Below are 25,166 nucleotides of genomic sequence, written 5' to 3'. Positions count from 1 at the left end.
AAATCAGGTAATGCTGTAAAATCTTGAAGCATATGCGTAAGTGGTGACTGCGCGATTGGCAAGGATTTTGCGCCAAATTCGCCTAAAAGGTGAAGGTGTTTACAGATCCCCCTCACCCGCGCGCGCGCTCCACGGCATTCACCACCGGCGTCGCACGCAGGGCGGCAATGATATTGGTCAGATGTTTGACGTCGACCACATCAATATCAATCAACATTTCAAAGAAGTCGGTCGTGCGATTGGTAAAGCGCAGATTGGTAATGTTGCCATGGTTCTTGGCAATCACACTGGTGATCGAACTCAGCGCCCCTTGCTCATGACCGACCGTAAGGCCCAGACGGCCGATGAAGTGTTCCGGCTCGCCCTCGTTATCCCAGCCAACATCAAGCCAGCGTTCGGGCTGCTCGGTAAAGGTTTCCAGCGTATCGCAGTCAATCGTATGGATTGTCACACCCTTGCCGGTTGTAACAATCCCGACAATTCGGTCGCCCGGCAGCGGATGACAACATCCGGCATAATGCACGGCCATGCCCGGAATAAGGCCCTTGATCGGGATCGCGTGGTCATGTTTGCGTGCGCGCACCTTATCAAGCGGCACGACCTTGCGCGCTGTTTCCTTGTCCTTGGTGCCCGGGAAGACGGCATGAACAACTTCACGCCCGGTATGATGCCCAGCCCCGACAAGCGTCAGAAGCGCCTCGACAGAGGGCTGCTTGAAGATTTTAAGAACCCCTTCAAGCGCCTTGTCGGAATAGTCATAGCCTTCCTGACGGAACGCCTTTTGCAAGATCGCCTTGCCAAGATCCTTGTACTGGTCTTCCTGCTGCTGGCGGATAAAGCGACGGATACGTGCGCGCGCCTTGCCGGTAACCACAAAACGTTCCCAGGTCGGATTCGGTGTTTGCGCCTTGGAGGTTACAATTTCGACCTGATCACCGTTATTCAAAACGGTGCGTAGCGGTACCATCGCACCGTTGACTTTGGCGCCGACACAGGTATCGCCAATGTGGGTATGGATCATATAGGCGAAATCAACCGGTGTCGCACGCGCCGGAAGCGCGATGACATCGCCCTTCGGACTAAAGCAGAACACCTGATCCTGGAACATCGCAAGCTTGGTGTGTTCCAGAAATTCTTCCGGCTCGGACGCGTGCTCAAGAATATCAAGAAGATCACGCAACCAGCGATACTGAACGCCTTCTGTCTGCGGGCCGGTTGGTTCTTCCTGCTTATAGGCCCAGTGCGCGGCCACACCGTTCTCGTTGACCTCGTGCATCTGTCGGGTCCGGATCTGGATCTCGATCCGGTGGTTTTCCGGTCCCAGCACGGTGGTATGGATCGAACGGTATCCGTTGGGTTTGGGGGTCGAGATATAATCCTTGAACCGCCCCGGAACGACTTTGTAATTGGCGTGCAGATAGCCAAGCACTTCATAACATTCCGGCATTTCAGCGACGAGAACGCGAAATGCCATGATGTCAGACAGCTCACCAAAGGTGATGTTCTTGCGCTGCATCTTCTGCCAGATCGAATATGGCCGCTTTTCACGTCCATAGATATCGACCTTCAGCCCCTGCCGGGAAACGACATCCTGAAGCTCCGAAACAATCCGGCTAACGACATTGTCGTCCTTCTCCCTCAGGAATTCGAGGCGGGCAAGGATAGAATCCCGGGCTTCCGGGTTGATATGCTGGAAGGCAAGATCTTCGAGCTCTTCCTTGATGTCATGCATACCGATGCGTTCGGCAAGCGGCGCATAAATCTCAAGCGTTTCGGCCGCAATCCGCACCCGTTTTTCCGGTTTGGAAATGTAATGCAGGGTCCGCATGTTATGCAGGCGGTCGGCCAGTTTGACCAGAAGAACGCGGATATCTTCGGACATCGCCAAAAGCAACTTGCGGAAGTTCTCCGCCTGCTTGGAATCGGCTGATTTCAGCTCAATCTGGGTCAGCTTGGTCACACCATCGACCAGCTTCATGATGTTGGGCCCGAAAAGCTTGGTGATCTCTTCGGGGGTCGCATCGGTATCTTCGATGGTGTCGTGCAGAAGGGCTGTGATGATCGTGTCGCAATCAAGCTTGTAGTTCGTCAGGATGCCTGCGACTTCGATCGGATGGGAAAAATACGGGTCACCGGATGCACGTTTTTGCGAACCATGTTTCTGGGTTGCATAGACATAGGCCCGGTTCAGCGTGGTTTCACACGCATCGGGGTCATATGCCTTAACCCGTTCAACAAGTTCGTATTGGCGCATCATTCAGGGGCGTCTCCGCAATTTTACCAAGGGGATATAGTCCGCTCCCCTAAATAAGATAGTACGATCTGGACAAAAAAAAGCCACGGAAGATAAACACCGTGGCTCTTCTTTTGGAAAGGTTCAGATCAAAACCAATCTGACCTTATTCTTCTTCCGACGGAGCAACAACGCCAACGGATGCGTCTTCAACAGCTTCGGCAACCAGTTTCGGACCGAAATCGTCTTCGGCTTCTTCCGGCTCGTCGGTTTCAACATGCCGCTGCAGACCCTGAACCATGCCATTGCGCAGATCGTCAAAATCAACCTTTACTTCGGCGATTTCACGCAGCGCAACAACCGGGTTTTTGTCGTTGTCACGATCAATGGTCAGTTCTGCACCGGCCGAGATGTTGCGTGCACGCTGAGCTGCAAGCATTACAAGCTCAAAGCGGTTCGGAATCTTGTCAACGCAATCTTCGACGGTAACGCGCGCCATAAATGTCTCCAGAAATACTTTTGGGGTGTCCAGACCGAGCTTTATAGCGCCGGATCACCTGTGTTGCAACAGCGAAACCACTCTTTCGATCAGGTTTTCGTATGCTTTTTTCAGCTTTCCGCCTGTTTGCGAATCTGCTGATCGGCCGGCAGATCGGAAATCAGATCTTCGATATCGCGCTTCAGAACCGGATGCACCCAGTTCGCAACCACGTCACGCAGCGGCAACAAGACAAAGGCACGTTCGGCCATCCGCGGATGGGGCACCTGAATACCGCCCTCTTCACGCACCAGGTCCCGACCATAGGCAATCAGATCAAGATCAATCACGCGTGCGGCATTGCGTTCACGGCGCACGCGGCCAAACTCGGCCTCAACTTCATGCAATCTTTCTAAAAGATCATGCGCCGACAGATCGGTGGAAATGCGCGCAACGCCATTCACATACCAAGGCTGATCCGAAATCGGCACCGGTGCGGTTTCATAAAACGATGACACCAGATCAATCGAAATATCGCCATTTTGAGCCAACCGACGCAGGGCGGCTTTCAAAGTCTGAGCAGGCGCACCATATTCTTCGGTAGGCAAATTGGCGCCAAAGGCAATCAGGATAGCGTCATCCGCGATCATGCTGGTGTCTGACGGTAAGGATTTGCGCACAAAGAAGACCTTCAATTCGGTGTCAGGGCGGCGAAACAACTTCGGAAAGACGGCATATCTAAGGGAGCCATGATCCCCTGTCCACGATATTTTCGCCTTTCTTTGTCCCTCGGGCCACGGTAAAGATTGAAGGTCTGTATTTGAAAGTTCCGTATTTTTTGGAACTGCATAATTAAATTTGATGTTTGAGGAATTTAACGATGATTTTTTACCCGCAGGAACGCATCGGGTTGTTCATTGACGGCTCGAACCTTTACGCCGCCGCGCGCGCCCTTGGCTTCGACATTGATTACAAGCGCCTTTTGGAGCTTTTTTCCCAAAAAGGTCAGCTGATCCGGGCCTTCTATTACACCGCCCTGATCGAGGATCAGGAATATTCCCCCATCCGCCCGCTGGTCGATTGGCTTGATTACAACGGCTATACCATGGTCACCAAACCGACCAAGGAATTCACCGACGCGACCGGTCGCCGTAAAATCAAAGGCAACATGGATATCGAGTTGGCAATTGACGTCATGGAAATGGCGCAACACCTTGATCATGTTGTTATTTTCTCGGGCGATGGAGACTTCCGGCGTTTGGTTGATGCCATCCAGCGCAAAGGCGTTCGTGTCACAGTGGTATCCACCGTCAAATCCAATCCGCCGATGGTCGCAGACGAATTGCGCCGCCAGGCTGACAACTTCATTGAATTGACGGAGCTTGAAGGCACGATTGCCCGCAAGATTCAACAACGCCGCGACGATGATCATCCCGATATCGACGATCATCCGGAACATCCGGATCTCGAAGAATTCGATTACGATTAATCGACATACTGCCCTGCCCATCACCCTGCCCTGATCACCACCGGCCACTGCGCGCAGTGTGACCGGCAAAAAGTCAGACATGCCATGACCGCCTATCAGCAACCCGATATAGATTGTCAGCTTTGCCCGCGCCTTGTTGAATTCCGGCGTAAAAATCAGGAAAAGTTTCCAGACTTTTATAATGGACCAGTGCGGCCCTTTGGCCCGATCAATGCACGGTTGCTGATTGTCGGTCTGGCACCGGGGCTTAAGGGGGCGAATGCGACTGGTCGTCCCTTTACCGGCGATTACGCAGGCGACCTTCTTTATGACACGCTCAAAAAATTCGGCTTTGCCAAGGGCACCTACGATAAACGCCCCGATGATGGTCTGGAGCTGCTTGATTGCCGCATTACCAATGCAGTGAAGTGCGTGCCGCCCGAAAACAAGCCCACCGGGCCAGAGGCCAATACCTGCCGACCGTTCCTGATCAGTGAATTTGACGCGATGAAGAACCTGTCTGCCATCCTGTGCCTCGGTCAAGTGGCCCATCAGGCGATGTTGCGCACCTTTGGGCTTAAGCTGTCATCGCTGAAATTTGGCCATGGCGCGTCCCATAAAATGGAAAATGGCATCACATTGTTTGATAGCTATCACTGTTCGCGCTACAACACCCAGACCTATCGCCTGACGCCAGAGATGTTTGAAAACGTCTTTGCCGACATCCGCGCACATCTGGACGGTTAATTTTGCCTGATACATCGCCAATGAACGACCTGCTCGACCGACCCGCCCAACGTCTGCCGATTGACGTGCTGCGTGAGGTGTTCGGTTACGACAGCTTTCGTGGCCAACAGGCTGAAATCATTGATCATGTGATCGCTGGCAACGACGCGCTCGTCCTGATGCCCACCGGGGGCGGCAAGTCACTTTGCTATCAGGTCCCCGCCCTTTGCCGTCCGGGCACGGCCGTGGTTGTATCACCGCTGATCGCGCTGATGAAAGATCAGGTCGATGCGCTTAACCAGCTTGGTGTGAAGGCCGCTTTCATCAATTCAACTCTTGCCCCCGATGCCGCGCGCGAGATCGAAACGCGTGCCGTCGATGGCGATATTGACCTTCTTTACGTCGCGCCGGAACGTTTTGCTTCGGACCGGTTCTTGAACTTGCTTGACCGGATCAGCATTTCCCTGTTTGCGATTGATGAAGCCCACTGCGTGTCGCAATGGGGGCATGATTTCCGCCCGGAATATCGTCGCCTCGATCTGCTGCCGACCCGTTTTGCCCATGTGCCGCGCATCGCGCTTACCGCGACGGCGGACACCCCGACCCGCAAGGACATTGCCGAAAATCTGCATCTGACAGATGCACAGTGCTTTATCACCGGTTTTGACCGCCCGAACATCACCTATCGCATTGAAACCAAGGGCAATGCCAAGCAACGCCTGCTGTCGTTCTTAAACCGCGAACATGCGGAAGACGCTGGCATTGTCTATTGTCTGTCGCGACGCAAAACCGAAGATGTCGCACAGTGGCTTTCGGAAAACGGCCGTCCGGCCCTTCCCTATCACGCCGGGCTGACACAGGAAACGCGCCAACTTCATCAAGACCGGTTCCTGCGTGAAGATGGCCTGATTATCTGCGCAACCGTCGCCTTTGGCATGGGGATCGACAAGCCCAATGTCCGGTTTGTCGCCCATCTCAATCTGCCCAAAAGCATGGAGGCCTATTATCAGGAAACCGGCCGTGCCGGGCGTGACGGGCTGCCTGCCAACGCGTGGATGAATTACGACCTTTCTGACATTGTCTCCATCCGCTCCATGGTCTTGGGATCAGACGCACCCGAAGCCCAGAAACGTATTGAATCGCGCAAGCTTGATGCACTGGTCGGTCTGGCTGAAACCACCAAATGCCGTCGTCAGGTCATCCTGTCCTATTTTGGCGAAGACCAGCATCAACCGTGCGGCAATTGCGATACCTGTCTTGAGCCGGTCGAAACCTGGGATGCGACACAGGCATCGCGCAAGGCACTCTCAGCGGTGTATCGCACCGGCCAGCGCTTTGGCCCGGCGCATGTCATCGAAGTCCTGATGGGCCGCAAGACCGAAAAAATCCGCCAAAACGGCCATGACAAGCTTTCGGTCTATGCGATTGGCAAGGACATCGCACAGCCCCAATGGCGGTCGGTTTTCCGACAGCTTCTTGCCATGGGATACCTGCAAGTTGATGTCGAAGGCCATGGCGGGGTTTACCTGACCGAGGAATCGAGACCGGTTCTGCGCGGTGAAAAAGTCGTCGAAATGCGCAAGGACCCGGGCGAAAGCAAACGGGCTATGACCAAACGTCTGCGCGATTTCGATACCGAATTTGAAAACGAGGAAGACCGCGACCTTTGGGAACGTTTGCGCACCCTGCGTCGTGAACTGGCCACCAGCCAGAACGTCCCGCCCTATGTGATTTTCAGTGATCGCACCCTATGGGAAATGGTCCGCTTCAAACCGCGCACGCTCGAAGACATGGCATCGATCAACGGGGTTGGCGTCAAGAAGCTCGATCAATACGGATTGGCATTCTTGGATGTCATGGACGGACGGCGGTAACCCGCCGCCACGTCAGATCACTTATCGGCCCTACAGGCTTGCGCGAATGGCGCTGACAATTTCCTCGTCTTCCGGCTTGGTGCGGCTGTCAAAGCTTTGAACAAGCTTGCCATCACGGCCAATCAGATACTTATGGAAATTCCATTGCGGGGCATTTTCAGCCCCCAGTTCCTGCTCCGCCCATTTATAGAATGGGTGCGCATCCGGGCCCTTGACCGTGGTTTTTGAAGTCATCGGGAAGTCGACATCAAAATTGACTTCGCAGAAATCAAGGATGTCGGCATCCTCGCTATATTCCTGACCGCCAAAATCGGCCGATGGCACGCCAAGCACCACAAGCCCCTCGTCGCGGTAATCTTCCCACAATTTCTGAAGGCCGGTATATTGCGGCGTAAACCCGCACATCGATGCGGTATTCACCAGTAAAACGACCTTGTCATTATACTCTGACAAATGGATTTCACCGGCATCAATCGCCGGGAAAGAAAAATCATATGCCGATGGCGCATCATCCGATGCCATTGTCTCCCTCCAGGACAAACTCGCAAAAACAATCGTAAAGATAGAGAATACAACGAATTGCCACCTATTCATAGCGCTCCTCCGTCCATGGGTCGGCATTGTTGTGATATCCACGCTCTTCCCAGAAGCCCGGCTTATCATCGCGGGCAAAAGTGATCTTTCGAACCCATTTGGCGCTTTTCCAGAAATAAAGCTTGGGGATCACAACCCGCAACGGCCCGCCATGCTCTTCACCAAGGGGCTCACCTTCCCAATGGTGGGCCAAAAGCACATCATCATCGAGAAACTGTTCGATCCGCACGTTGGTCGTGTAACCATCATGGCCAGTGAACAGAACGTGGCGCGCTGCAGGCAATGGCCCAACCATCTCTGCCAGTGTCGTGGCCAGCACGCCCTGCCAGTGGTTGTCGTACCGCGACCAGCTGGTTACACAATGTATGTCGTTCTTCGCCGTCACATGCGGCAAATCAAGCAACTCGGCAAAACTCAGCGTCACCGGTTTTCTGACCTGCCCGTTAATTTCAAGCTGATAGTCCTCAGGCGAAACATGCGGTGTGATACCAAGGTCCAGAACCGGCCAATCCGTCACAAGGCGCTGCCCCGGCGGCAGGCGATTTTCGCGCGCAGTGTCCGGCGCGCCCGTGATCAAACGCCCGTCTTCGGCCCATTTACGCTTGGCCGCAATCAGCTTGTCTTTGATCTTGCCTGAAAAGCTTTCTGTCACCGGGTATTCCCTCGTTACTGAGTATCCATACGAAAAATGGCGCCAACATGTTCACCATGTCAGCGCCATTTAATCTTTCTTCACATGCTCTCGGCAAGTCACTTAGCCGCGACGGATATCGTAATCAGCCAAAGTCGCGCATTAGACGCGCCTTGTCGCGCTGCCAATCGCGCTCTTTAACTGCTTCGCGCTTGTCGGCCTTTTTCTTGCCCTCGGCAATGGCGAGTTCAAGTTTCGCAATACCGCGCTCATTGAAATACAGTTTGACCGGAACAAGGGTGAAACCCTTCTTGTTCAGGGCATCGTGCATCTTGGTGATTTCGCGTTTGTGCAACAGCAGCTTGCGCGGTCGACGCTCTTCGTGGCCGAACGGCATTTTACTTTGATATTCAGGGATATAAGCGTTGATCAGCCACACTTCGCCGTTCTTCGCTTCGGCGTAGGATTCCTGAATATTACCCTTGCCATCGCGCAGCGATTTGACTTCTGTACCGCGCAAGGCGATGCCGGCTTCGAACGTTTCCGTCAGGAAATAGTCAAAGCGGGCCCGCCTGTTTTGCGCGACAATCTTGTTGTTACTTGTTTCTTTTTTGGGTGCCATAAGACGCTTGTTATCGCTTAATGGCCGAGAATACCAGCGTTCTTCAGCGCGGCTTCGACCTTGCGTTTGGATTCTTCGGCAATCTCGACCATCGGCAGACGCATCTGGCTGTCACACAGGCCAAGAAGCTCGGCGGCGTATTTTACCGGTCCCGGGCTTGCTTCACAGAACATCGCCTTGTGAACCGGCATCAATCGATAGTTCAACTCCTGAACTTTCGAAATGTTCCCTGCCGCCCATGCCGCATGCAGATCAGCACACAATTTCGGTGCGATGTTCGAGGTCACAGAAATGCAGCCATGCCCACCTTGTGCCAGGAACGGAACAATCGTGCCATCCTCGCCAGAAAGCTGGCAGAAATCCGCCCCCGACGCCAGACGTGTCAGCGCCGGCCGTTCCAGATCGCTGGTGGCATCTTTAACCCCGACAATACGCGGCAATTTCGCCAGTTCCGCCATGGTATCGACGCTCATATCCACGATCGAACGGCCCGGTATGTTGTAAATTACAATCGGGATGTCGGTTGCGTCGTGAACTGCCTTGTAATGCGCATACAGACCTTTCTGGGTCGGCTTGTTATAATATGGGGTAACAACAAGCGCGGCATCCGCACCGGCATTCTGCGCATGACGGGTCAGCGAAACCGCTTCCGCGGTCGAGTTTGACCCCGTTCCGGCGATCACCGGACCACGACCCTTGGCAACTTCAAGTGCCAGTTCGACAACGCGATGGTGCTCGGCATGGCTTAGGGTCGGCGATTCACCGGTGGTTCCGACTGGCACAACACCAGTCGTGCCCTGTTTAAGTTGCCAATCCACAAAAGACTGGAACGCCTTTTCATCAATCGCACCATCTTGCGTGAATGGTGTGATCAAAGCTGTGATTGAACCCTTAAACATAGAGATCTCCAAATTCGGGATGTATTGAAAGCGGTCGCGAAAATAGCCGCTGTTGGGGTTTCCCGCAAGCACTGTATACAATAATCCGAACGATGGAGGATTGGCTCTGAAATTTCCCGTCAGGACTGTTTGGCTTTTGTCGATTTCGCTGCCATAATGCGCGGCTCAAGAGAGCATTCGTTGCCGCAAGGCACAAGGGGAACATCACATGGCGCAAGCGTCTTTCCGCAAGATTTCGATCTGCGCATTGGCACTGGGCTTATCGGTACTGATACCAGGTAGTTATCAGGTGCAGGCAGCGACGAATGAAGACAGCGTTCTTCAAACCCAGCCGCCCTCACCACTTTATTCTGCTGTCAGCCGCGCACGTCTGAACGCCTTTCTCGATGCTGTCGAGGATGGCAAGACAGACACCTTCAAGCAGCTCCTGACCAATTTTGATGATCCCCTGCTGCAAAAGGCAGCCGAGTGGATGATGCTGACCGCACCCAATTCCGGGCACAGTTTCGAGGAAATCACCACTTTTATTGATGCTCACCCGAAATGGCCCAGCCAGGCGCTGTTGCGTCAACGCGCCGAAGAAGCCATGACCGATGCCGTGCCCGATGAAGAAATTCTGGCATGGTTCAAACGCTCTGCGCCGGTGACGGCAGATGGCGCAACCCGCCAGATCAAGGCATTGTTGGGCGCAGGACAGGAATCGGCGGCCATTGCATTGGTGCGTCACAGCTGGATTAACGAGAATTTCGGCCGTGGACAGGAACGCCGCTTCTTGGATCGCTACGGCGAATATATTGATCAGGAAACCCACGAACAGCGCCTTGATCGCCTGCTGTGGGAAGGTCGCCTGACAACGGCTGCGCGCATGATGAAACATGTCAGCGACGATTATCGCCGCCTGGCAGAAGCCCGCGCGGCCCTGCGCGCCATGCGCGGTGGTGTTGACGGTGCGATTAACCGCGTGCCGGAAAAATACCGCGATGATCCGGGGCTGATTTATGAACGCGTACGCTGGCGCCGCAAAAAGGACCGTGATCAGGATGCCCGCGATCTGTTGCTGTCACAGGCCAACGATCTCGCCTATATCTCGATCCGTCCGCAGTACTGGTGGCTGGAAAAGGCCATTCTTGCGCGCCGTGCCCTGCAAAAGGGCCATATTACCGATGCCTATCGCCTGGTCGCCAATCACGGGCAGGTTGATCCCGGCGATATCGCCGAAGCCGAATGGTATGCAGGCTGGATCGCGCTGGAATTTCTGGGTGATGCCGACATTGCGCTGACCCATTTCCAGAACCTTTATGATGTCGTGCAATACCCGATCAGCCTTGCACGCGGCTCCTATTGGGCCGGTCGCGCCAACGAGGCCCTTGGCGATGAAAAACGCGCCAAGGAATGGTACAGGATTGCCTCCGAGCATGCCCATACCTTCTATGGTCAGCTTGCCATCGACAAACTTGGCAGCAAGCCATCCTATTCGGTCGAACAACCGGTCCCGACAGCCGAACAGCGCGCCGCGTTCGAGGCACAGGAACTCACCCAGGTTATCCGCAAACTTGGCGAAATGGGCCTTGGCAATATCATCCGGCCGTTCATCATGGCGCTGGTTTATGAACATGATGAACCGGAATATCTTGCCATGGCGACCGATCTGGCACGCGAATATGGCCGTGCCGACCTTGGTATCATTGCCGCCAAGCGCAGCATTCGGACCGGAAGCGGCTATCTTGATGCCGCCTACCCGATCCATGAACACGTTCCGCTTGGTCGCGCCCCGGACCCGGCACTGGTGCATGCCATCATGCGTCAGGAAAGTCTGTTTAATCCGCATGCGATTTCCTCTGCCGGTGCGCGCGGGTTGATGCAGTTGATGCCCGCCACGGCCAAGCGCATGGCACAGTCGCTCAAACTCGATTACGACACCGACCGTTTGACTGGCGACCCGTCCTTTAACATTGCAGTCGGTCGCGCCTATTTGCGCCGTTTGCTTGATCGCTGGGATGGTCAGGAAGTCCTGACAATTGCCAGCTACAATGCCGGGCCAACCCGTGTTCGCCAATGGATCAATGAATATGGTGATCCGCGTGATCCGGAAGTCGATCTGGTCGACTGGATCGAAATGATCCCCTATAGCGAGACCCGAAATTACGTTCAGCGCGTAATGGAAGGAACCTACGTCTATCGTCGGCGTTTCGCCCGTGACGAGATCGCCATGGGCCAAAGCGATACAGTGAGCGACGCAGAATAAGGACCAATTCTTTGTTTGCGCGTCCTGAGCCAACCACCCATCTTTGATCAATACTGCTTGTCAGAAGAGGTCAGCAACATGTCCGATAACGCACTGTCTTCCTGCCGTGCTTTTGTCTTCGATGCCTATGGCACCCTGTTTGACGTTGGATCAGCCGTCGCCAAATTGCGCGACAGCGTCGGTGACGAGGCCGACCGGCTATCCGCACTGTGGCGTCAGAAACAGCTGGAATATACCTGGCTGCGCAGCCTGATGGGCGACTTTGCCGATTTCTGGACTGTTACCGGTGATGCACTTGATTACGCACTTGATCAGATTGGCAAAAAAGACCCGATCCTGCGCGCCAAGCTGATGGAAACCTATCTGTCGCTCGATACCTTCCCGGAAGTCGTCGAAACGCTTAAAACCCTTAAGGATAAGGGGCACAAGCTTGCCATCCTGTCCAATGGTGCCAAGCACATGCTGATCTCGGCTGCCAAGACATCCGGCATTCTATCGCTGTTTGATCAGATCATTTGTGTTGATGATCTCAAAACCTACAAGCCGCATCCCGATGTCTATCAGCTGGCTGTCGACAAGCTTGAAGTCGAACCGGCCGAGATTTCCTTCCAGTCGTCAAATGGCTGGGACATTGCCGGTGCCGGGCATTTCGGTTTTCGCACCGCCTGGATCAACCGGGCACATAATCCGGCCGAACGTCTGTCGCACACTGCAGATGTGGTTCTGAACGGCCTTGATGAATTGTTGCCGCTGGTCGGTGAGCCCCAAAAGGCCTGATACGACTCAAAACGCACAAAAGAAAAAGGCAGGTCCGAAACACGGAACCTGCCTTTTCTATTTCTGCCAGCAGTTTCAGAAACGGCCGGACCCGCCATCCCGAAACAACAACAAATCACTTAAGCGATTATTTGTTTTCTTTCTTCACGTTGGCCGCAACCACCTGGCCCGCCTGAATAACCGTCAGACCGCCTTCTTCCGCACTTTCGATGCGGCGGCAATGGCCTTCGATATGGGCGCCCGGTTCGATTGACAGGCTTTCATGAAGAATGTCACCGATCATGCGTGCGGTTTCCGAAAGGGAAACATCTTTCGCCCGGACCTGACCGACAACAGTACCGCAAATGCGGATTTTCTCGGCAACGATTTCGCCGCGCACTTCGCCATTCTGGCCGATGGTAAGCGTTCGGGTGCGAATATCGCCATTGACCGAACCATCCACCTGAACATCGGATTCCGAAATCAAATCACCGGTAACACGGAGATCTGCGTTGATGACCGAAAGGCCACCCTTTTTCTCGGCACTCGAGTTGCCGCTGCTTTTAGTCGTTGTTTGTGTCTTCTTGCTCGCTTTTGAAAACATAACGTCCCGCCTCAATAAATTTTACAGGATTGACCGGCTTATTATTGACCAGAACTTCATAATGCACGTGACTACCGGTACTGCGGCCCGTGCTGCCCATCAGGGCGATGTGATCCTGGTACTGCACGTCATCGCCCTTCTTTACGAGGACCTTGTATAGGTGGCCATAGCGGGTTCGAACGCCGTTCCCATGATCAAGTTCGACCATCTTCCCGTATTTGCCACTCCATCCGGCATGCACCACCTTGCCCGGTGCAGTTGCCAAAATTGGGGTCTTGATCGGCCCGGCAAGATCGACGCCGGAATGAAAAGCCCAGCGACCATTGATCGGGTCTTTTCGCTTGCCGAAAGAGCTCGATAGATAGTATTTCGCCGCCGGTTCCCCGATTGGCGTCTTCTTTATCCTGTCATGCAGATTGGCAAGGTGATCCATACGATCATTCAATGCCACTGCCGTATTCACAAATTCTTCGTCCTGCGGATGTTCGGGCTCAAACGCCACGAACGGACCACCAACACCGGGCTGCTGCGGCTTCATTGGCGGCAGAACAAACGTTTCCGGCTGAAGACCCGTCATTTCCAGAACATTCTCAAGTTCAAGAATGGTGGTATCCGCCGTCTGGGCCACACGTTGCATCGCCTGCTGCTGGATCGAATGCAAATCCGCAATCCGCTGGCGCGCATCGCTTAGCTCGCCCTGAAGCTTTTTGGATCGCTGCAAGGCCTGATCACGCTCGCGCATGACCCGCGACATCACGGTTTCAACAGTTTCCAACTCATCGCGCAGTGCCAGATTGCGATTGGTAATGCCGTCAATCTGCCCCTGCAGCGCATTCATCTGGTTATCCATCGACGTGCGAAGAGCTGAAATCCGGACTTTCTCCTTCTCGCTGGACGCAAGTTTGGAGGTGTAATCCTGGACCCGCGCCTGAAGCTGCAGGTTCTTTTCAGCCATCGACAACAGATTGCGATGGGTATCTTCCATCTGGGCGGTAATCTCGCCAAAACGGCGTTGGCTTTCAGTCACGCGGGCAATCAGGCGGTTATAGGAAAGCTCGCTTCTGAAAAGCTGCTCTTCACGCATTGCAAGGCGCTGATCAAGATACCAGCTATATCCTGTAACGCCGACCGTCCAGGTAATAGCTGCCGCCCCGAAAGAGGCCAACGTGAGCTGCGCGTATTTTCCAAGCCGAAGCTGGTAAACGGAATCATTCGACCGGACAAGTAACTGCCGATCCGGAAACCATTTATCCACCAACCGACGAATGCGTTCAAACGCCGACATATTCAGTGTCTAACCCCTAATTGCTCGTATGCACGCCCGGTTGCCCGGATATGCAGAGTTTCTATGACCCCGCCTGAGACTTTTGTCTTTTCTTTACGCTACCTTTAACTCGGCCTTCAAGCAAGCCCGTTAACACATCCTTAATCGCAAAATTTTCACCTCAAGCCCCTATGCTGTGTTACCTATCACAATCTTTCACATCATATGCGTTTGCTGCGAATGGCGTTTTCCCGTTTTCTGATCACCGCTGCTGCTACCTGGTTTTACAGCGGTAAAAGCCCAAAGGCCCCCGGCACGGCCGGATCATTTGCCGCCCTGCCCTTTGGCTGGCTGATCTGGACCTATGGCGGCAACAGCGCCCTTATCTTTGCCAGCATCGCAATCTTTGCCATCGGCATCTGGGTGGCACATTTGTATAGCCATATGCTCGGCATCCACGACGCGGGCGAGATCGTCATTGACGAAGTGGTCGGTCAGTGGATGTGTCTGCTGGTCGTGCCGCTTGGCGGTGTCTGGATGGATGTTGTCTGGCTTTTGGTGGCATTCATCGCATTCCGGATATTTGATGTCATCAAACCTTGGCCGATACGCTGGGTCGACCGGCGCGTGGGTGGCGGCTTTGGCATCATGTTTGATGATGTGCTGGCCGGTGTCTTTGCCATGATCGCACTGGCAATCCTCGTTTACCTGACTGTGGGATGATCGAGATCATGAATGACCAGGATCTTCTGGATGCCGCGAGCGCACTGATCACACGATGCAAGACCAAAGGCGAGATGATCGCAACGGCGGAATCCTGCACTGGCGGCCTGATCACCGGCACCTTGACCGGTGTTGATGGCAGTTCATCGGTGGTTGATTGCGGGTTTGTCACCTATTCGAACGAGGCCAAACACAGCCTGATTGGCGTTGGCAACGACCTTTTGGCCGAATTTGGCGCGGTCTCAGAACCGGTCGCGCGTGCGATGTGTGAAGGCGCGCTTGATCGTGCGCCAAATGCAACCATCGCCGTTTCAGTCACCGGCATTGCCGGTCCGGGTGGTGGCACTGCCACGAAACCGGTCGGACTGGTTCATTTTGGCTGTGCCGCCAAGGGACGGGAAACCGTCACGACACATGTCGTCTTTCCCGGTGATCGCCATGCTGTGCGCAAGGCAACCATCCTTAAGGCCTTTGCTCTGATCGAAGAAATGCTGGATCGCTAGAAGCTAGAACCTAGGCCCGCTGATCGGATGCGGGCAAAGTCGGTTCACCATACACTTCGCGTGCACGCGTTTCAAACGCCCCCACCATCATCTTGACGGCTTCGTTAAACACAACGCCGATCATTTTCTGTAAAAGTGCTGACCGAAACTCGAAATCGACAAAGAAATCAAGCGACGTGCCGCCGTCTTCATCCTCTTCAAACACCCAGTGATTGTTGAGGTACTTGAACGGCCCCTGCAGATATTCGACATCGACCCGGTCCGGGCGCTGCAGGGTGACTTTCGATGTGTATTTCTCGCGAAACATCTTAAACCCGATCACCAGATCGGCTTTCAGGACATCGCCCTCGCGCTTGCGCACGCGCGATGCCACACACCACGGCAGAAATTCCGAGTAGGAATCGATATCCGCGACAAGATCAAAGAGCTGTTCCGGCGTATAGGGCAGTTTCCTGCGCTCAGCATGCGTCGGCACTCGATATCTCCCCTGATCTTCGCGTGGTTGGTTTGATCTGATTGTTACTGTGCGGCGGTAACCGCATTTGCCGCGTTGCCATTGGCATTCTCGGCAGCAGCCAGCTTCTTCTCGCGGGCTTCACGCAGCTGTTCGAAATCGCGGTCCGCGTGATAGCTTGACCGCGTCAGCGGCGTCGCCGATACCATCAAAAAGCCCTTGCCGCGTGCCATCGATGCATATTCGTCGAATTCATCGGGTGTCACAAACTTGTGCACCGGCTCGTGCTTAAGCGTCGGCTGCAGGTACTGGCCAATCGTCAGGAAGTCGACATCGGCAACCCGCAGGTCATCCATCACCTGCGCCAGTTCCTTGCGTTCTTCGCCCAGACCAACCATCAGGCCGGATTTGGTAAAGATCGTCGGGTCAATCTGTTTGACGCGATCAAGAATGCGCAGCGACTGGTAGTAACGCGCACCGGGGCGGATGTTGGTATAAAGCCGCGGAACCGTTTCAAGGTTGTGGTTGAACACGTCCGGACGGGCCTTGGCAACGATTTCAACTGCACCCGGCTTGTCACGGAAATCCGGGGTCAGGATTTCAATCGTGGTTTCCGGTGACTTGTTCCGGATAGCCTCGATAACACGGGCAAAATGCGCAGCCCCGCCATCGGCCAGATCGTCACGGTCAACCGAGGTGATCACAACATGCTTAAGCTGCATGTCGGCAACAGCCATCGCCAGGTTTTCCGGCTCAAACGGATCAAGCGCGTTTGGCATACCGGTTTTGACGTTACAGAACGAACAAGCACGCGTGCAGGTATCACCCATGATCATGAAGGATGCGTGTTTTTTCTGCCAGCATTCGCCGATATTCGGGCATGCGGCTTCTTCACACACGGTATGAAGGTTCAGACCCCGCGCAAGTTCGCGGGTCTCCTGATACCCCTTGGAGGTCGGAGCCTTGACCCTGATCCAGGACGGTTTGCGCCCCGACGGGCGATCTGGCCGTTTCTGTTTTTCCGGGTGACGAACTGCTTTCTGTTCGTTGGGCGCCGTCGACATAGAGTGACCTCCGAAGGATTGGACGGGCGGCAATTTGCCGCCACGCCGCGCATTTGTCAAACCGACATTCGTCAAAAGTGATCATACCGGGCATGCTTGCCCGGTACGACACAGTATCTCAGACCCTAGAAGTGGATCGCACGGCCATAGGCGTCAAGGACCGACTCATGCATCATTTCCGAAAGGGTCGGATGCGGGAAGACCGTATGCATCAGGTCTTCCTCGGTCGTTTCAAGACCCATCGCAACCACAAAGCCCTGAATCAGCTCGGTCACTTCGGCACCCACCATGTGTGCGCCAAGCAACTCACCGGTCTTGGCATCAAACACGGTTTTCACAAGCCCTTCGGCCTCGCCAAGGGCAACGGCCTTGCCATTGCCGATGAACGGGAACTTGCCAACCTTGACCTCATAACCGGCCTCTTTGGCCTTGGCTTCGGTCAGGCCGACACTTGCGACCTGCGGATGGCAATAGGTGCAGCCCGGGATCTTACGCGGGTCAATCGGATGAACGTCTTTGACACCGGCAATTTTTTCGATGCAGACGACGCCCTCATGTTCCGCCTTATGGGCCAGCATCGGCGGACCGGCAACGTCACCAATGGCGTAAATGCCAGGTTCCGCCGTTGCGGAAAATTCATCGGTGTCAATTACGTTGCGTTCAACCTTGACCTTGGTTGTTTCAAGACCAAGCCCCTCGGTATTACCGATCACACCCACGGCTGAAATCACGCGATCGACGGTCAATTCCTGCTTCTTGCCGTCCTTGGTTTCCACCGTGACAACAACATTATCGGCATTGCGCTTGAGATTGGAAACCTTGGCTTCGGTCAGGATCTTCATCCCGTCCTTGGTCAACATCTTCTGGGCCAGACCGGCAACTTCCTTGTCTTCGACCGGCATGATCTGCGGCATGATTTCAACCACAGTCACATCAGCACCCATGGTGTGATAGAAGCTGGCAAACTCGATCCCGATGGCACCAGAACCAACAACCACAAGGCTTTTGGGCATTTTGTCAGGCGTCATCGCCTTTTTATATTCCCAGACCACCTTGCCATCGGCTTCAAGACCCGGCAGTGCGCGGGCACGCGCACCAGTCGCAATGATATAGTTCTTGGCGGTATAGGTGCCTTTGTCCTTGCCTTCGACCACGATCTTTTTCGGGCCGTCGAACTTGGCTTCACCGTTGATCACGGTCACCTTGTTCTTTTTCAGCAAATGGCCAACACCACCGGCAAGCTGTTTGGAAACACCGCGCGAACGCTGGATCACTGCATCCAGATCAAAGGACGGCTTTTCGCACGAAAGGCCATAGTCCTTTGCATGATGCATGTTGCGGTAAACTTCTGCCGAACGCAGCAGCGCCTTGGTCGGGATACAACCCCAGTTCAGGCAAATGCCGCCAACATGTTCACGCTCGACCACGGCCGTTTTCAGGCCAAGCTGGGCCGCACGGATTGCGGTTACATAACCACCCGGGCCAGCACCAATCACGATTACGTCGAAATTGCTATCCGCCATCGTAGGATCTCCTTTGCCTGCCCATTAATGGTTACAGGTCTTTAAATTCAAATGCTTGCGGGGACTTATTAAAGTCCCCGCGCAACTTTGGACCCCTCAGAGCAACATGCTCAGCGGATCTTCAATAAGCTTTTTGAATTCGGCCATGAACTCTGCGCCGACTGCGCCATCGACTGCACGATGGTCAACAGAAAGGGTGCAGGTCATGACAGTGGCGATTGCCAGCGCACCATCCTTGACGACCGGGCGCTGCTCACCCGCACCAACAGCCAGGATGCAGCCCTGCGGCGGGTTGATAATCGCCGAGAAGTCCTTGATGCCAAACATACCAAGGTTCGACACCGAGAATGTCCCACCCTGATAGTCTTCCGGCATCAGTTTGCCATCACGTGCCTTACCGGCCAGTGCTTTCATCTCGCCAGAGATTTCAGCAAGACCTTTGGAACCGGCATCACGGACCACCGGCGTGATCAGACCACCTTCGATGGCAACCGCCACCGAAATGTCCTGCTGCTTGCACTGCAGGGTCGCTTTGTCGGTCCAGATGGAGTTCGCCGCCGGAACCTTTTTCAGTGCCAGCGAAACCGCACGGATGATGAAGTCATTGACCGAAATCTTGACACCCTCACCAGCTTTTTCATTCAGCTGCTTGCGGGTGGACAACAGATTGTCGAGTTCGCAATCCACCGTCAGGTAGAAATGCGGAACCTGCTGTTTGGATTCGGTCAGGCGACGCGCGATGGTTTTGCGCATGCCGCTGTTTGGAATTTCTTCGTATTCCGGCAAACCGGTAAGATCCGGGTTCCAGCCAGATGCGGCCGGTGCAGCCGATGCTGGTGCATCTGCCGATTTCTTGTCCTCGGACGCTGCCGCTTTTTCAGCCGGTTTGGACGAAAGGGCTGCTTCCACGTCACGCTTGACGATACGACCGCGCGGGCCAGAACCGGAAACACCGGAAAGCTCGACACCTTCGTTGGCAGCAATACGACGCGCAAGCGGGCTTGCCTTGATCCGCTCGCCACCGGAAACCGGTGCGGCCGGTGCAGGCTTGTCGCCCCCCGAAGCCGCCGGTTTGTCAGCAGCTGGTTCTTTTTCATCGTTTGCCGGGGCGCTATCGCCGCCACCAGCAGTGCTGGCCGCAGACGTATCAGCACCTTCAAGCGCACTTTCGTCTTCGTCTTCTTCCAAAAGCAATGCGATGACTTCGTTCACCGCAACGTTTTCGCTGCCTTCAGAAACAAGGATTTTACCGATTTTGCCTTCGTCGACGGCTTCGACTTCCATCGTGGCTTTGTCGGTTTCGATTTCGGCAATGACGTCACCCGACTCAACGGTGTCGCCTTCCTTGACGTGCCATTTCGCCAAGGTGCCTTCGGTCATGGTCGGCGACAAGGCCGGCATCAATACTTTTACAGGCATGAACGCATTCTCCCGGTAACGGGGCGGCGCGGTTTGACCCGCGCCCTGCCCCTGTCCGTCTTACTTAGCGATAGCAAACGGCCTTGGCCGCGGCGACGATGTGGCTGTCCTGCGGAAGCGCAAGCGCCTCCAGGTTGGCAGCATACGGCATCGGAACGTCTTCGCCGGTTACGCGGGCAACCGGTGCATCGAGGTAATCAAATGCATGTTCCATCGCAACGGATGCGATTTCCGCACCAATACCCGAGAAGTGCCAGCCTTCCTCGACAGTCACCAGACGGTTGGTCTTCATGACCGAACGCACAATGGTGTTCACATCCAGCGGACGGATGGTGCGCAGGTTGATGACCTCTGCCGAGATGCCCTGCTCTGCCAGCTGTTCGGCAGCCTTAAGCGCCTTGCCAACCATGATCGAGAAAGCAACGATGGTGACATCGGTCCCTTCGCGTTCGATCTTGGCCTGACCAATCGGCAGGACGAAATCTTCGTCGTCAGGCACTTCGAAGCTCTGACCGTACATGATTTCGTTTTCAAGGAAGACAATCGGGTTCGGATCGCGGATCGCAGCCTTAAGCAGGCCTTTCGCATCTGCTGCTGACCAAGGTGCGACAACTTTCAGGCCCGGGCAATGTGCATACCAGGATGCATAGCACTGCGAGTGCTGGGCACCAACGCGCGATGCGGCACCGTTCGGGCCACGGAACACGATCGGGCAACCAAGCTGGCCACCGGACATGTACAGCGTCTTCGCAGCAGAGTTGATGATCTGGTCAATCGCCTGCATTGCGAAGTTGAAAGTCATGAATTCCAGAACCGGCTTCAGGCCCATAAAGGCAGAGCCAGTCGCAAGACCGGTGAAGCCATGCTCGGTGATCGGGGTATCGATCACGCGCTTGTCACCGAATTCATCCAAAAGACCCTGGGTAACCTTGTAGGCACCCTGATACTGCGCAACTTCTTCACCCATGACGAAGACCTTTTCGTCGGTACGCATTTCTTCGGCCATTGCATCACGCAGGGCTTCACGCACGGTCTGGGTCTTGAAGCTGGAATAGGACTTTTCGTCCTGTGTGCTGTTCATCACGCTCATCGCGCGCGGCTCAGCTTCGGAACGCTCAATCGCACCACTGGCTGAAACCGGTGCAGCATTCGACGACGAAGCCGCCGGGGCATCTTCCGAAGAATCATCTTCTTCTTTGGCCGGTGCGGCATCTTTCTTGGGTTCGGACGATGCAGACACGTTATCAAGTGCGGACGCGTCTTCGTCTTCTTCGAGGATATAGGCGATCACCTGGTTGACCGCGACATTCTCGGTACCGGCATCAATGACGAGCTTACCAATGGTACCCTCGTCAACGGCCTCGACTTCCATCGTGGCCTTGTCGGTTTCGATTTCTGCGATCACGTCGCCGGAAGCGACAGTGTCGCCTTCCTTGACGTTCCATTTGGCAAGTGTGCCTTCGGTCATGGTCGGCGACAGGGCCGGCATCAAAACTTCAATCGGCATTGTTCCCTCTCTCCCGGGAAATATCGTTCAAAAGCGGTTCGCAGATTATGCGATCACGCGTCGATCAGAATGTCGGTAAACAGTTCGGAAACATCTGGTTCCGGGCTGTTTTGCGCGAACTCGGCCGCTTTTGCGACTTCGGCCTTAACTTCCTTGTCGATGTCTTTAAGACCGGCTTCATCCACGATGTTGCCGTCGATAAGAAGCTTTTTGACCATATCAATCGGATCGTGCTCTTTACGCATCTTGTCGAGCTCGTCCTTGGTACGGTATTTCGCCGGGTCGGACATGGAATGCCCGCGATAGCGATAGGTCTTCAGCTCAAGGATGTAAGGCCCCTTGTCTGCACGGCAATGTTCCACGGCACGTTCACCAGCAGCTTTAACCGCCAGAACATCCATGCCATCAACCTGCTCGCCAGGAATGCCATAGGCCTTACCGCGTTCATACAGGTCCGGGCTGGACGAGTGACGCTGGGTCGAGGTGCCCATCGCATACTGGTTGTTCTCGATGCAGTAAATTACCGGCAGTTCCCAAAGGGCTGCCATGTTGAAGGCTTCATAGACCTGGCCCTGGTTGACAGCACCGTCACCCAGATAGGTCATGCAGACCTTGTTTTCTTCACGGTATTTGTAGCTAAAGGCAATGCCGGTTCCGAGCGGAACCTGTGCACCGACGATGCCATGACCACCATAGAAATTCTTTTCCTTGGAGAACATGTGCATCGAGCCGCCTTTACCGCGGGAATAACCGCCTTCGCGACCCGTCAGTTCGGCCATGACACCGGCCGGATCCATGCCTGTCGCAAGCATGTGGCCGTGATCACGATAGCTGGTGATAACACCGTCTTCGTCCGATGCAGCAGCCTGCATGCCGACAACGACGGCTTCCTGCCCGATATAAAGGTGGCAGAAACCACCGATGAGACCCATGCCATACAGCTGCCCGGCTTTTTCTTCAAAGCGTCGGATCAGCAGCATTTCACGGTAATACTTGAGGAGATCGTCACTGCTCGCCTGGTTATCGGCGCGCGTAGTGCCGCGTTTGCGTTTTGTGGTCGCCATGTTTCCTCCCGGTGGATGGCTATCGCTTAAGCATCATGTATGAGCGCTTAATTCGGTACTGGACCACCGAAATGACTACCGAAAACAAACCTCAAGGGCAAGCAATCTCAATGCGTTTAAACTGTTGTTTTGCAACGCACAATCACAAATAAACTGCATTTCGGTTAATCTTTGAGTTTACGTGTTTTTGCAGAGATGCAGAGTTTTCAGCAACTTGGGGCAATGCCTTAAAACTCGTTCATTCCCCTGTGTCACAAATGCTATGCTTTCTTGAGGATAATTTCGCATAGCAGCGCACAATGGAAAACAACCGCAAGAATGCATGGAATATCAAAGACCTCTACCCGACCCGGCAAAAATGCTGTCTAAACCATAACTCAGTTTAAACAACAACTTATCCGCTTGCGATCATTGCTGAACGCAATTCACAACCGTTAATTTCTGCCAAGGGGTGTTTGAGCGGCCGCGAAAGCAGGTGTTTTTGCTTTGAAATCATCATTCCGGCAAAACCGGATTCTTTGACCTCATTGGAGCCGGAAGGATGGCCGATTAGAAGATCACTTGGCAGCGACAGCTGCGGTTGCGACGTCGCTGTAGCCATCGTGATGGAAAATGATCACATCATCCGGGTGGGCGGTATTGAGCATCGCACGCGCGCGCTCATCAAGCAGGTCGGGATCAAGATGCGTCGCACGCAATGAAATCACATGCTGCTCAAGCGATTTGCGCTGATCGGTCGTCTCTTCAAGTACGCGGGCAATCTCGCTCACCCGGTCCTGCATCGACCAATAGGTCAGCAGACCGCGCTCCCCTTCCAAGCTGTGGAAGATGAAATATGCCATGACGGTAAAGGCAATGACCGGTGCGACGGCCTGTTTCAGGCGACGAAAAACCGGCGAGTTGGACGACATGTACCCTATGCCCCTTGCACATCGGTGCGTTTTGGCGACGAAACAGACCATTCCGGGTTCACAACAGAAAAACTGCGTGCGTTATTTCCCATGTCTGACAGTGACTTACCATCAAACGCGGCGAAAACCCCGGCAACATTACCCGTCACCTTGCGCATAACCCGGTAAAAATAGGGTTAAACCAGCAGCGTAAACTGACGCAATTACGGTCAATTCGGTAATCCTGATATTCGAATTTAACGGTCCGCCGTAAAACCAAAACAGGCCGCCTCCCGGTGGGAAGCGGCCTGCTGGCAGATGTAAAACCTGTACGGGTTGTTACTTCAGGATCGAACGACCCGGGAAGTAAGCACCGGCATCAAGAAGTTCTTCGATGCGGATCAGCTGATTGTATTTCGCCATACGGTCCGAACGTGACAGCGAACCGGTTTTGATCTGACCACAGTTGGTGGCAACGGCCAGATCGGCAATGGTCGCGTCTTCGGTTTCGCCAGAGCGGTGCGACATCACGGCGGTATACCCGGCACGATGCGCCATCTCGACGGCTTCAAGGGTTTCAGACAGCGTACCGATCTGGTTGACCTTCACCAGGATCGAGTTGGCAACGCCCTTCTTGATGCCATCGGCAAGACGTTTCGGGTTGGTGACAAACAGATCATCGCCAACCAGCTGGGTTTTGGTACCGATGGCAGCAGTCAGCTCTGCCCAGCCATCCCAGTCATCTTCGGCCATGCCGTCTTCGATGGAGAAGATCGGGTATTTGCCAACAAGATCGGCCCAGTATTTGACCATGCCGCTCGGATCAAGGGTTTTGCCCTCGCCGGCCAGCACGTATTTGCCATCCTTGAAGAACTCGGTCGATGCCGCATCAAGCGCCAGCACAACGTCTTCTTCCGGGCGATAGCCAGCAGCTTCGATCGACTTCATGACATAGCTGATGGCAGCCTCGGTCGATGCGATGTTCGGCGCAAAGCCGCCCTCGTCACCGACGTTGGTATTCAGACCATCTGCCGACAAAGCCTTTTTCAGGTTGTGGAAGATTTCCGCACCCATGCGAATGGCATCCGAACCGGTTTCTGCCGAAACCGGCATCACCATGAATTCCTGCACATCAATCGGGTTGTCGGCATGCTCGCCACCATTGATGATGTTCATCATCGGCACCGGCAGCGTGCGGGCAAAGGACCCACCAACATAGCGATAAAGCGGCAGACCGGCGTCTTCGGCTGCGGCCTTGGCATTGGCAAGCGACACACCAAGAATGGCATTTGCGCCCAGGCGGCCTTTGTTTTCGGTGCCATCAAGCTCGATCATGGCGTTATCGATGGCAAGCTGGTCTTCGGCATCCATGCCCGCCAGCGCTTCAAAGATTTCACCATTCACAGATGCGACCGCCTTGGTCACACCCTTGCCGAGATAGCGGTCTTCCTTGTCACGCAGTTCAACGGCTTCGTGCGCACCGGTAGATGCGCCCGACGGAACGGCAGCACGACCAAAGGCGCCATTTTCCAGGGTGACATCAACCTCGACCGTCGGGTTACCACGGCTGTCAAGGATTTCGCGGCCGCGAATATCGATAATAGCGGTCATGACAGAAACGTTCT

The 25,166-nt window shown here is 54.6% G+C and carries 24 protein-coding genes; 7 read left to right on the top strand and 17 right to left on the bottom strand.

Annotated features, from left to right (window positions below):
* Positions 1 to 112 precede the first annotated feature (112 nt).
* The 3 genes from HED22_RS01170 to folK form a co-directional block, all read right to left on the bottom strand.
* Positions 113 to 2,257, bottom strand: a complete 2,145-nt coding sequence (locus HED22_RS01170; RefSeq protein ID WP_167718028.1) for a bifunctional (p)ppGpp synthetase/guanosine-3',5'-bis(diphosphate) 3'-pyrophosphohydrolase — start codon at positions 2,255 to 2,257, stop codon at positions 113 to 115.
* Between the two features lie 142 nt (positions 2,258 to 2,399).
* Positions 2,400 to 2,732, bottom strand: a complete 333-nt coding sequence (gene rpoZ, locus HED22_RS01165; protein WP_167718026.1) for a DNA-directed RNA polymerase subunit omega — start codon at positions 2,730 to 2,732, stop codon at positions 2,400 to 2,402.
* A 110-nt stretch (positions 2,733 to 2,842) separates the two neighbouring features.
* Positions 2,843 to 3,361 (bottom strand): 2-amino-4-hydroxy-6-hydroxymethyldihydropteridine diphosphokinase, encoded by a 519-nt coding sequence (folK, locus tag HED22_RS01160; protein WP_167718024.1) that lies wholly within the window; start codon positions 3,359 to 3,361, stop codon positions 2,843 to 2,845.
* A gap of 230 nt (positions 3,362 to 3,591) precedes the next feature.
* Here folK and HED22_RS01155 point away from each other — a divergent pair, with 230 nt between their 5' ends.
* The 3 genes from HED22_RS01155 (at position 3,592) to recQ (ending at position 6,779) form a co-directional block, all read left to right on the top strand.
* The gene (locus HED22_RS01155) at positions 3,592 to 4,200 is read left to right on the top strand and encodes an NYN domain-containing protein (RefSeq protein WP_167718022.1); all 609 of its coding nucleotides are present in this window, start codon (positions 3,592 to 3,594) and stop codon (positions 4,198 to 4,200) included.
* Positions 4,201 to 4,284: 84 nt separating this feature from the next.
* Positions 4,285 to 4,926 carry a uracil-DNA glycosylase gene (locus HED22_RS01150; RefSeq protein ID WP_167718019.1) on the top strand — a complete coding sequence of 214 codons (642 nt, stop codon included), beginning with the start codon at positions 4,285 to 4,287 and terminating at the stop codon, positions 4,924 to 4,926.
* A 20-nt stretch (positions 4,927 to 4,946) separates the two neighbouring features.
* Entirely contained in the window at positions 4,947 to 6,779 is a 1,833-nt protein-coding gene (gene recQ / locus HED22_RS01145; protein WP_167718017.1) for a DNA helicase RecQ, read from the top strand.
* Positions 6,780 to 6,809: 30 nt separating this feature from the next.
* Here recQ and HED22_RS01140 read toward each other — a convergent pair whose 3' ends face one another.
* From HED22_RS01140 to dapA, 4 genes are all read right to left on the bottom strand, one after another.
* Positions 6,810 to 7,301, bottom strand: a complete 492-nt coding sequence (locus HED22_RS01140) for a glutathione peroxidase (protein WP_167718015.1) — start codon at positions 7,299 to 7,301, stop codon at positions 6,810 to 6,812.
* Between the two features lie 64 nt (positions 7,302 to 7,365).
* Positions 7,366 to 8,025, bottom strand: coding sequence for a sulfite oxidase-like oxidoreductase (locus tag HED22_RS01135; RefSeq protein ID WP_167718013.1), 660 nt, complete (start codon positions 8,023 to 8,025; stop codon positions 7,366 to 7,368).
* Positions 8,026 to 8,149: 124 nt separating this feature from the next.
* A complete protein-coding gene (smpB, locus tag HED22_RS01130) occupies positions 8,150 to 8,626 on the bottom strand; it encodes an SsrA-binding protein SmpB (RefSeq protein ID WP_167718010.1) in 477 nt (158 codons plus the stop codon).
* Between the two features lie 17 nt (positions 8,627 to 8,643).
* On the bottom strand, positions 8,644 to 9,525 hold the full coding sequence (dapA, locus tag HED22_RS01125; RefSeq protein ID WP_167718008.1) for a 4-hydroxy-tetrahydrodipicolinate synthase: 882 nt from the start codon (positions 9,523 to 9,525) through the stop codon (positions 8,644 to 8,646).
* Positions 9,526 to 9,733: 208 nt separating this feature from the next.
* On the opposite strand from dapA, the gene HED22_RS01120 reads away from it, so the two are divergent.
* Both HED22_RS01120 and HED22_RS01115 read left to right on the top strand, forming a co-directional pair.
* Positions 9,734 to 11,770, top strand: a complete 2,037-nt coding sequence (locus HED22_RS01120; protein WP_167718006.1) for a lytic transglycosylase domain-containing protein — start codon at positions 9,734 to 9,736, stop codon at positions 11,768 to 11,770.
* A gap of 78 nt (positions 11,771 to 11,848) precedes the next feature.
* Entirely contained in the window at positions 11,849 to 12,547 is a 699-nt protein-coding gene (locus HED22_RS01115; RefSeq protein ID WP_167718004.1) for a haloacid dehalogenase type II, read from the top strand.
* A 127-nt stretch (positions 12,548 to 12,674) separates the two neighbouring features.
* Here HED22_RS01115 and HED22_RS01110 read toward each other — a convergent pair whose 3' ends face one another.
* Complete coding sequence (locus HED22_RS01110) at positions 12,675 to 13,130, bottom strand: polymer-forming cytoskeletal protein (RefSeq protein WP_167718002.1); 456 nt, start codon at positions 13,128 to 13,130, stop codon at positions 12,675 to 12,677.
* On the bottom strand, positions 13,090 to 14,415 hold the full coding sequence (locus HED22_RS01105; protein WP_167718001.1) for a M23 family metallopeptidase: 1,326 nt from the start codon (positions 14,413 to 14,415) through the stop codon (positions 13,090 to 13,092). The genes HED22_RS01110 and HED22_RS01105 overlap by 41 nt, the downstream gene beginning before the upstream one ends.
* Before the next feature lie 219 nt (positions 14,416 to 14,634).
* Between HED22_RS01105 and HED22_RS01100 the strand changes: the two genes are divergently transcribed.
* Both HED22_RS01100 and HED22_RS01095 read left to right on the top strand, forming a co-directional pair.
* Positions 14,635 to 15,117, top strand: a complete 483-nt coding sequence (locus tag HED22_RS01100; RefSeq protein WP_167717999.1) for a phosphatidylglycerophosphatase A — start codon at positions 14,635 to 14,637, stop codon at positions 15,115 to 15,117.
* An 8-nt stretch (positions 15,118 to 15,125) separates the two neighbouring features.
* Entirely contained in the window at positions 15,126 to 15,620 is a 495-nt protein-coding gene (locus tag HED22_RS01095) for a CinA family protein (protein WP_167717997.1), read from the top strand.
* A 10-nt stretch (positions 15,621 to 15,630) separates the two neighbouring features.
* Here the strand turns inward: HED22_RS01095 and HED22_RS01090 are convergent, their stop codons facing one another.
* From HED22_RS01090 to eno, 8 genes are all read right to left on the bottom strand, one after another.
* Positions 15,631 to 16,095: a type II toxin-antitoxin system RatA family toxin gene (locus tag HED22_RS01090; RefSeq protein ID WP_167717995.1), complete on the bottom strand. Its 465-nt coding sequence runs from the start codon at positions 16,093 to 16,095 to the stop codon at positions 15,631 to 15,633.
* Positions 16,096 to 16,139: 44 nt separating this feature from the next.
* Positions 16,140 to 17,138: a lipoyl synthase gene (gene lipA / locus HED22_RS01085; protein WP_167717993.1), complete on the bottom strand. Its 999-nt coding sequence runs from the start codon at positions 17,136 to 17,138 to the stop codon at positions 16,140 to 16,142.
* 125 nt (positions 17,139 to 17,263) lie between these two features.
* A complete protein-coding gene (gene lpdA, locus HED22_RS01080; protein ID WP_167717991.1) occupies positions 17,264 to 18,661 on the bottom strand; it encodes a dihydrolipoyl dehydrogenase in 1,398 nt (465 codons plus the stop codon).
* Between the two features lie 96 nt (positions 18,662 to 18,757).
* Positions 18,758 to 20,080, bottom strand: coding sequence for a pyruvate dehydrogenase complex dihydrolipoamide acetyltransferase (locus tag HED22_RS01075; protein ID WP_167717989.1), 1,323 nt, complete (start codon positions 20,078 to 20,080; stop codon positions 18,758 to 18,760).
* A gap of 64 nt (positions 20,081 to 20,144) precedes the next feature.
* Positions 20,145 to 21,587: a pyruvate dehydrogenase complex E1 component subunit beta gene (locus HED22_RS01070; RefSeq protein ID WP_167717987.1), complete on the bottom strand. Its 1,443-nt coding sequence runs from the start codon at positions 21,585 to 21,587 to the stop codon at positions 20,145 to 20,147.
* Positions 21,588 to 21,640: 53 nt separating this feature from the next.
* Entirely contained in the window at positions 21,641 to 22,651 is a 1,011-nt protein-coding gene (gene pdhA, locus HED22_RS01065; RefSeq protein WP_167717985.1) for a pyruvate dehydrogenase (acetyl-transferring) E1 component subunit alpha, read from the bottom strand.
* 557 nt (positions 22,652 to 23,208) lie between these two features.
* Positions 23,209 to 23,562, bottom strand: coding sequence for a septum formation initiator family protein (locus tag HED22_RS01060; RefSeq protein WP_167717983.1), 354 nt, complete (start codon positions 23,560 to 23,562; stop codon positions 23,209 to 23,211).
* A gap of 318 nt (positions 23,563 to 23,880) precedes the next feature.
* Positions 23,881 to 25,152 (bottom strand): phosphopyruvate hydratase, encoded by a 1,272-nt coding sequence (gene eno, locus HED22_RS01055; protein ID WP_167717981.1) that lies wholly within the window; start codon positions 25,150 to 25,152, stop codon positions 23,881 to 23,883.
* Between the last annotated feature and the right edge of the window lie 14 nt (positions 25,153 to 25,166).

This window comes from Thalassospira sp. HF15, from assembly GCF_011806525.1.
Classification (GTDB): domain Bacteria; phylum Pseudomonadota; class Alphaproteobacteria; order Rhodospirillales; family Thalassospiraceae; genus Thalassospira.
This window is presented reverse-complemented; position numbering and strand designations above follow the sequence as displayed.

Bases quoted from the DNA above. Each gene is read 5' to 3' on its own strand.
- dapA (WP_167718008.1), bottom strand. From the start codon at position 9,525: ATGTTTAAGGGTTCAATCACAGCTTTGATCACACCATTCACGCAAGAT.
- lipA (WP_167717993.1), bottom strand. From the start codon at position 17,138: ATGTCGACGGCGCCCAACGAACAGAAAGCAGTTCGTCACCCGGAAAAA.
- HED22_RS01105 (WP_167718001.1), bottom strand. From the start codon at position 14,415: ATGTCGGCGTTTGAACGCATTCGTCGGTTGGTGGATAAATGGTTTCCG.
- HED22_RS01100 (WP_167717999.1), top strand. From the start codon at position 14,635: ATGGCGTTTTCCCGTTTTCTGATCACCGCTGCTGCTACCTGGTTTTAC.
- HED22_RS01110 (WP_167718002.1), bottom strand. From the start codon at position 13,130: ATGTTTTCAAAAGCGAGCAAGAAGACACAAACAACGACTAAAAGCAGC.
- HED22_RS01070 (WP_167717987.1), bottom strand. From the start codon at position 21,587: ATGCCGATTGAAGTTTTGATGCCGGCCCTGTCGCCGACCATGACCGAA.
- eno (WP_167717981.1), bottom strand. From the start codon at position 25,152: ATGACCGCTATTATCGATATTCGCGGCCGCGAAATCCTTGACAGCCGT.
- HED22_RS01140 (WP_167718015.1), bottom strand. From the start codon at position 7,301: ATGGCATCGGATGATGCGCCATCGGCATATGATTTTTCTTTCCCGGCG.
- lpdA (WP_167717991.1), bottom strand. From the start codon at position 18,661: ATGGCGGATAGCAATTTCGACGTAATCGTGATTGGTGCTGGCCCGGGT.
- HED22_RS01075 (WP_167717989.1), bottom strand. From the start codon at position 20,080: ATGCCTGTAAAAGTATTGATGCCGGCCTTGTCGCCGACCATGACCGAA.
- HED22_RS01170 (WP_167718028.1), bottom strand. From the start codon at position 2,257: ATGATGCGCCAATACGAACTTGTTGAACGGGTTAAGGCATATGACCCC.
- HED22_RS01120 (WP_167718006.1), top strand. From the start codon at position 9,734: ATGGCGCAAGCGTCTTTCCGCAAGATTTCGATCTGCGCATTGGCACTG.
- HED22_RS01060 (WP_167717983.1), bottom strand. From the start codon at position 23,562: ATGTCGTCCAACTCGCCGGTTTTTCGTCGCCTGAAACAGGCCGTCGCA.
- HED22_RS01115 (WP_167718004.1), top strand. From the start codon at position 11,849: ATGTCCGATAACGCACTGTCTTCCTGCCGTGCTTTTGTCTTCGATGCC.
- pdhA (WP_167717985.1), bottom strand. From the start codon at position 22,651: ATGGCGACCACAAAACGCAAACGCGGCACTACGCGCGCCGATAACCAG.
- HED22_RS01155 (WP_167718022.1), top strand. From the start codon at position 3,592: ATGATTTTTTACCCGCAGGAACGCATCGGGTTGTTCATTGACGGCTCG.
- recQ (WP_167718017.1), top strand. From the start codon at position 4,947: ATGAACGACCTGCTCGACCGACCCGCCCAACGTCTGCCGATTGACGTG.
- folK (WP_167718024.1), bottom strand. From the start codon at position 3,361: ATGATCGCGGATGACGCTATCCTGATTGCCTTTGGCGCCAATTTGCCT.
- rpoZ (WP_167718026.1), bottom strand. From the start codon at position 2,732: ATGGCGCGCGTTACCGTCGAAGATTGCGTTGACAAGATTCCGAACCGC.
- HED22_RS01095 (WP_167717997.1), top strand. From the start codon at position 15,126: ATGAATGACCAGGATCTTCTGGATGCCGCGAGCGCACTGATCACACGA.
- smpB (WP_167718010.1), bottom strand. From the start codon at position 8,626: ATGGCACCCAAAAAAGAAACAAGTAACAACAAGATTGTCGCGCAAAAC.
- HED22_RS01150 (WP_167718019.1), top strand. From the start codon at position 4,285: ATGACCGCCTATCAGCAACCCGATATAGATTGTCAGCTTTGCCCGCGC.